We start from the raw sequence: 7153 nt of genomic DNA, 5'->3' as shown, positions 1-7153 counted from the left end.
CCCCCCCCCGGCCTTCGGCCGATGGGAGACTGCCCGGCGCGGGGCGCCGGGCACGGCAACCGCCGGCGCGGGGCGCCGGCTTAACCGTACGACTGACTTCCGTTGTGCCACATGTATTTTCAAGTCAGAGCCTTTCTATCGCTCGGCTTCGCCTCACTCGGCACGCATGTCCCGATTATTGTTGTTGCACACAGTATTTCACACTTCGCAAGCCACAGCTTCGCTGTGTTCTTGAACTTGTTTGCGTTGCTTCATGATTAAAGATCATACTTGACTACCCGCATTTCTCCGTCTACATCAATCATATTGCGCAACAGTATGTTTCAGCCGTAGGGCTGAAACACGTCACTCTGGCCTTCATATGCTGATGTGGATGGAGTGAGGGGGTCGGGCGCTGAGCGCCCGACCCCCTCACTCCCCCCTCCTGGGAATTTCTCCACTCAACCCCGTGAGGCTTACACGGCTGACTCACATCGTGCCCGCAGGTAGCACAGGCACTCTCGCGCCGGTTCCAGACAGTCCTGGCACGACCCGCACACGTCGCAGTAACCCGTTGCCCCGGCAGTTCCATATCCGCACATCTCACACACGTCTACGCCGCTGATATCAACACCGCCGTATCCGGCCCAGTAAGCGGCTCGATAGTCACCGTTGGAATGCCAGATCCCCGTTGTGGGGTCCCACTGCCCGGCTTCCTCATTCACTACATATGCATTGCTGCTATAGCGGGGATCGACGGTCAATATCACCAACTTGTTGCCCGACCCACACCACGCCGACAACGCCTTGAACGCGGCGGGCCGATCCAGCCGCCGAAACCGCGTCGGCAGAATCTCATCGGCGAACTTGCGGGTATCCGACCTCTCGTCCCCCGGCTCAGGATGCGCGATCCTCGGCAGTATCCCGTTATGCGCTACGACCGTGCGCCGACCCCCGCCGACAGAGAACGGATGCACGTTAGAGACGCCCAGACCCCCGTGGGTCGCCCAACGAGAATGAAACAGGGCCGGACCTTCCAGGTGCTCATCCCGGGCGACCGCGAAGCCATCCAGGGCCTCCGTCAAGTCGAGGGACTTCCCCACCAGGACACGCTCACCGGTGACAATGGCCCACCCATGACCATGTGGGTTCGATATGCCGCCATTAAACAATGACTCCACATCCGCGCCAACACCAGCGGGCAAGAAACTTAAAATACACATGTCTTTTTTCTTTCCTGGCTTTGTTAACAAATCGATTCGACTGGCCGCTAAATCTGAGCGGTAAGACTGGCGTAGTCCTGGCCCGCGACCCATTCTCGGAAGCTGGCCCATGACAATGCGTTTCCGCGCAACACGTCGTGCGCTTTCAACTGGCGTGTGTAGGCCACGCTGGCATCCGCGAACTCCAGCGCTGCCCAAAATTCAGCGTCGGTCAAGGTCGACTTAAAAAATCGGAGTTCGTACGTGTGGACGTTGTTGCAATTCACGGCAACATATCGGTTACTACTCCGATCAACGCGGCTTGCTTTGCGTACCAGTTCGCCCCGCTCTGGCTTGCAGAACGCCGCCCATTCCTCAGACTCACGCCGAGCCAACTTCACCAACATGTCAGCGTTGCGGTATAAGAACAGCAGCCAGACCAACTGATGACACGCAGACGCTTTACCGCAGGTCTGAAATGCTTTGCGCGACACGTGAATATGCAAGCCATAGTTGTCGTTGACATAGCAGTCTGCATCCCGCAGCCACGCCAACAAACGTGCAAAGGGGAACCCGCGCGCCCATTCCAGGGTCATCGGGTGCGTCACAATCTCCAAGCCTGAAATCGACCCGTCTCTTTTTACATAAAGATGCTCAGAATTGGGATCGACAACGGAAACGGCATCAGCAATCCGGTACTCATAGCCGCCAACCTCTAGCTCCACACCAAATAGGACAGCAGAGTGATCGCCTTTAGCGTCAAAGTGGCGAGGTCGATAGTCATAGTCGTGAATGCGGCAGTCGCCGTCATTGCAGGGACACGATCCGCAATCATCACAGCGCCATTCGCAGCACGAATCACACCAAGTCGCGTCGTAATCATTTGTCTCGTAGCCGCACGAATCGCACAAAACAGAACACACAGGCATAGCGGGTCTCCATCAAATCTGTAGAGCACCCCAACGGCGCTCTTACCGACACCACTAAAACTACACCCACCCACCGACAAACAAACACGTCAAAACCTCAGCCCCGCAAGCACATTCCGTCGCATCCCTCTCCCCGCCCGCATGAAGGGCGGGGAGAGGGATGCGGTGTCTGGCCGGCTTTGTCGGCACCATCTGGCACAGTGCGTGTACAGGATCCCGCTGCATCTTGAAAGGCAGGCGAAACGCGTGCGTCCCACCGCATTCCTCGACCAGACAACCAGCCGCCGGGTTGGTGAGCGCCGTCGCCTAGGCCGCCACATTCTTGGCAACAAAGTGCCCGCCGCGAACCCACACGACATGCGCGGCAACCAGCTGCGAACGCGGCCCACCCGCGGCGGCTATGTCGTCGTCGATGTCGAAACGTCAGGCACCGACCCCACGACAGACCGAGTTCTGAGCATCGCCGCACTCACCGTCAGCAGCGACGGGACAGTCAGTCACATCCTGCACAGTCTCCTAGACGCCGGCGTCGACCCCGGGCCCACCAACATTCACGGCCTCACGCCCGCAATGCTCACTGGTCAACCCCGCTTCCTCGACATTGTGCCGACGCTCCACCAACAGCTGCGAGGCCGGATCCTCGTCGCACACAATGTGGCCTTCGATTACGCCTTCCTCGCAGCAGAAGCGCACCGAATGAACGTCACCCTGCCGATCGACGCAGTACTGTGCACCGTCGAACTCTCACATCGTCTGCATCTCGACATCGACAGCCTGAGCCTGTCCTCGCTGGCCCGCCACTGGGGCGTCGCGCAAACGAATCCTCACGACGCACTTGACGACGCCCGGGTTCTCGCCGACATCCTCAACCATTCACTCCGGCGCGCTAAACTCCTGCACATACCGTTGCCACTTCGTGCGCCTCGCACTTTGCGACGACCCAGCTTCGCCAACTGACGCAGGCAATTGACGTTCCTCCCCACGGCTGAAGCCGGGGGGATTCCAACCTGTTAGACGGGTTGGAGCAGTAATTCCTCGCGGTTTCCTGCTGGTTCCTGCGTCGGCGTCTCTGCAGCACCCGAGGGCACCGCAGATTCTCGGCAGGCGGTGACCGCAAGCCCTGCGGCCAGGATGTTTTTGGCGGCGTTTATGTCCGCGTGCTCGGCGGGGCGTGAGCAGTGGGTGCAACGGAAGACCGCTTGGCTCTCGCGGGATTTCGGGTCCACATGCCCACACGCCGAGCAGCGTTGTGACGTGAACGCTGCCGGAACTTTCACCACTTCTGTCCCGGTGTAGCGGGACACAGACCGTAACGCTTGCTCGAACCGGTACCAGCCTTTCGACAAGATTGCTTTGTTCAGGCCCGACTTGGCAGCGGCGCCGTTCGGCAGAAAACTGCCCGGGTTGTTCGGGTCCGGGACGGGCTGCGCCCGCCGGGTCATGTTCTTGGCCGGCAGCTTCTCCAGCACCACCACCGCGTTGTTCTGCGCTAGCTGGTGGGCAGTTTTCTGGCAGAAATCCAACCGCCGGCGACGCTCCCGAGCCCGCACCTTCGCCAGGGCTGCACAAGTCTTGTTGCGGTTAGCCGAGCCCTTCGCGGCTCGTGACAGCGTCCGCTGCAACGCCACCGTGCGGCGTTGCTCGCCGGTGGTGACGAACGCCCGGTCCAGCAGCTCACCGTCGCTGGTGGCCACCGCCACCACCACCCCGCGGTCCACACCCACCGCCGACCTGGGAGCAGCATGGGTTGCCGGCTTCTCGGCCGCGTCCTCGACCAGCAAAGAGACATACCAGTGCTGGCCCTCACGGCTGAGGGTGGCCGAGCGGATGGTTTCACCATCCAAGCTGCGGGTCTGCCGGAACTTCACCCACCCGAGCTTGGGCAGCTTCACCCGAGAATGGCGGCGGTTGAGCTTCTCCACCGCCATCTTGTTCCCTTCGGGAAACCGGAACGATGGCGACCACCGCCGCGCTGAACGCCACCGCACACCGAAGGTGCCATGCTCACGGCATGCCCTGTCCAGGTCCATCAACGTCTGCTGCAGACAATGCCCTGGAACGTCTTTCAACCATGGGTGCTCGACCTTGGCCTCGGCCAGCTCATGAGCTTGAGGCCCGTAATTCATCCACGCCCCACGGCGGCGGTACTCACGGCGTTGTTCCAGCCCGGTGTTGAACACCGCCCGACACACTGCACCGATCCGCTCAGCGTATTCGGCTTGTTCGTCGGTGAACTCGATACGAAACCGCCTCCCCGCCAACATATTCAGCGGTCCTTCTGCGTCTCGACGTACCGCTTGATCACCGACAACGGTGCACCACCGACGGTGGCGACGAAGTACGAGTTGGTCCACAGTGACGGCAACCGCGATTTCAGCCACGGGAACTCTTCACGCAGCACCCGCGAGGAGCGGCCCTTGATGGCCTTCACCAACTTGTGCACCCCGAACTGGGGATCCACCTCCACCAGTAGATGCACGTGATCAGGCATGGTCTCCAACTCGATCAACCATGCCCCCTTCTCCGTGATCACCTCGGCGATGATCTCTTTCAAGCGTTGCTCCATCCGCCCGCCGATCACTCGGCGGCGGTACTTCGGGCACCACACCACGTGATACGCGCACTGGAACGCGATATTCGCGTTCGTCCGCAACGTAACACCCACAACCGACAACATTAGACAGGCAATACCTATCTAATTACGCCAACACGCCGAACCACACGGGGCAGCGGGCACCACAAGCACGGGACTTGACGCGCTCACCCCCAGGGTTAAAACCCGGGGTCCGCCGCGCTACCTAGCTTCGATCGAACAGCAACACAACAGGTAGACGGTCTCCCGAATTCCACAGACCGCTTATCTGTAAGCCCGAGCGTATCTGCCAACTAATAAGCGTGTTGATCTGCCAGTTTACCGTCAGATACATGTAGCTTATGGTTGGTGGGTGCCCGTAAAATTCTTGCAGCCACGCCGGTTCGGCGTGTTGCTTGCCTAGACTGCTTTGGTGTGCGAAATTCGCCGCATGAACCTACAAGGGTTGTTGGATCGGGTTGTCTCCGATCATCGGCCGTCGTTGGCGACATTGCGCTACGACGTGGAGCGGGCGATTCCGAAGGTCGCCGAGAAGTGGAAGCCGTGGTTCGACGATCCGCGCGATATTCATGGCAGCGCGTTTTGCACCGATGTGCGGCTGGTCGTGCTGCGGATGCGGGAGTTGCGGGGTCCGATGCGGGGGGACACATTGTTGACGTCGTGCGGCAGCGGGCTATCGGTGCAGGTGTCGGATTGTCGGGGGATGGATTTCAGGGTGCGGCGCTGGCCGTCGAAGAAGCTGCACGGGGAGCGGGTGCGCGCGGTGGTCAGCCCGAACGGTGGTGGTCAGCTGGTGTATCGAGCGCCGACGCCGGCCGGCGAGCAGATGATTCTCGACGAGGGCCAGGAGCCGCAGTTGTTCCCGGCAGCGATGGCCACCCCGGCGGGTCGTTACGAGCTGTTTTCGTTGTGGTGGCCCACCGACGATGGAATGGGGTTGTCGGAGGCGGTTTTGGCGGCGGTGGTGGATGTCGACAGCGCGTCGCGGGTGCAGATTCTGGCGACCTCGCCGCTACCGCCGGTGACCGATTCACCGCTGCTTGCTACCCCGGCCGCGCGCAGCAATGTGCCGGGAGACGACTTCGGGGAATTCGCGCCACCGGAAGTGGGTTCGGGCACCGACGACGATCCCGACGAGCTGGCGTAGCGGATGCCGCTGATAGAGGGCGTGATTGGGCATGTCATGGGGTCGTTGTTGAATCGGGGCTGCGATGAGTACGACCGTGGTGGTGTACGGCTTGCGGGTCAACCAGGCCCGGGTGATGCGCGCGATGACGGTGACCGCACTGATGGAAGCGTTGGGCTGGAAGCATTCTCGGCTCAACAGGTTGGAGAAGTCGACGACCGCCTCATTGCCGACTGAGGACTTCGATCTGCTGGTGAAGGTGCTGCGGTTCCCGTCGAAGTTCTTTACCACAGCCCCAACATCACGAGTGCATCCCTCCGATCTGCTGTTCCGTGCCCCGCGGTCGATCACGGCCACCGAGCGCGAGTATCTGGCCCAGTTCGCGGCACTGGCAGGCGAATTCCTCGACGAGCTCCACGTTCGTGCGCAGCTGCCCCCCGTCCGGCTGCCAGTGCTCTCGCCCGATACTGCGGTAGCCCGAGCTGCGGAATCGGTGCGGCAGAGTTGGGGTTTGGATGCTGATTCGCCGATCGAATATCTGACCCATGAGATCGAGCGCAGCGGTGTAGCGATCGTGGTGCGCCGGCTGTTGACGTCGTCGTCGCGGCGCATCCTCGGTGACGAGGACTCGACGGGCAAGCTGGACAAGCATCTGGGCTACTCGGTGCGTGTCGGTGAGTTCAGTACCCGCCCTTTGATCATTGTGCGGCAATCAAATTCGTGGGAACGCACCCGCTGGACGCTGGCGCATGAGGTCGGTCATCTGACGCTGCACGCCTCGGGCAGCGTGACCGCGCAACGTGAGGAGCAAGCTTCTGCGTTCGCCTCGGAGCTGCTGGCGCCGGCGGCGGTGTTGGCGGCGGAGGTATCGCGGGCGCCGTCGCTGGCCGAATTGCTTCCGGTGAAAGCCAAGTGGGGTATTTCCCTGGGAGCGTTGCTGCGGCATCTGCATACTTCGGGGTTGTTGACCGAGACGCGGTTTGAGGCGTTGCGCCGCCAGTTGTATACCCGAACCAACACCGAGACCGACACCACCTGGGGGCGAGTGGAACCGGGCTGGAATGACCGGGAGGTCGAGCGGCCACGGCTGATCAGCAAGTGGCTGGAGATCGTGTTCTCAGCACGCAATGCCGCGATGCTGCAACCGTATGACCTGATGTGGCCCCAGGACGTGTTGGAGGACTTCATGGCTGGGCAGCGCGCTGCCCCCGGAGGTACGGTCGAACGTGGTCGAGAGCATTTGACGGTGGTATCCGGGGGCCACAGCAATGTGGTCGCGTTACCGCAGCGCGGTCGGCGCGGCTGAGGCCAGGGCCGGTTGAGC

At 61.4% G+C, this 7153-nt stretch carries 6 protein-coding genes; 3 read left to right on the top strand and 3 right to left on the bottom strand.

Translation table 11 applies throughout. The annotated features are described in order from the left end of the window. Window positions 1-1249 precede the first annotated feature (1249 nt). Complete coding sequence (locus C0J29_RS32340) at window positions 1250-1906, bottom strand: amidoligase family protein (RefSeq protein ID WP_162951703.1); 657 nt, start codon at window positions 1904-1906, stop codon at window positions 1250-1252. Window positions 1907-2251: 345 nt separating this feature from the next. On the opposite strand from C0J29_RS32340, the gene C0J29_RS32335 reads away from it, so the two are divergent. Continuing rightward, window positions 2252-3067 (top strand): exonuclease domain-containing protein, encoded by an 816-nt coding sequence (locus C0J29_RS32335; protein ID WP_244218055.1) that lies wholly within the window; start codon window positions 2252-2254, stop codon window positions 3065-3067. Window positions 3068-3120: 53 nt separating this feature from the next. Here the strand turns inward: C0J29_RS32335 and C0J29_RS32330 are convergent, their stop codons facing one another. Both C0J29_RS32330 and tnpA read right to left on the bottom strand, forming a co-directional pair. Then, complete coding sequence (locus C0J29_RS32330; protein WP_068023044.1) at window positions 3121-4374, bottom strand: RNA-guided endonuclease InsQ/TnpB family protein; 1254 nt, start codon at window positions 4372-4374, stop codon at window positions 3121-3123. 2 nt (window positions 4375-4376) lie between these two features. After that, complete coding sequence (tnpA, locus tag C0J29_RS32325; protein WP_082951979.1) at window positions 4377-4775, bottom strand: IS200/IS605 family transposase; 399 nt, start codon at window positions 4773-4775, stop codon at window positions 4377-4379. Window positions 4776-5133: 358 nt separating this feature from the next. On the opposite strand from tnpA, the gene C0J29_RS32320 reads away from it, so the two are divergent. After that, window positions 5134-5850 (top strand): hypothetical protein, encoded by a 717-nt coding sequence (locus C0J29_RS32320; protein WP_054585941.1) that lies wholly within the window; start codon window positions 5134-5136, stop codon window positions 5848-5850. Between the two features lie 64 nt (window positions 5851-5914). Beyond that, complete coding sequence (locus tag C0J29_RS32315; RefSeq protein ID WP_054585940.1) at window positions 5915-7135, top strand: ImmA/IrrE family metallo-endopeptidase; 1221 nt, start codon at window positions 5915-5917, stop codon at window positions 7133-7135. Window positions 7136-7153 lie beyond the last annotated feature (18 nt).

Origin of the sequence: Mycobacterium paragordonae, assembly GCF_003614435.1 — a bacterium.
Taxonomy (GTDB): Bacteria; Actinomycetota; Actinomycetes; order Mycobacteriales; family Mycobacteriaceae; genus Mycobacterium; species Mycobacterium paragordonae.
This window is presented reverse-complemented; position numbering and strand designations above follow the sequence as displayed.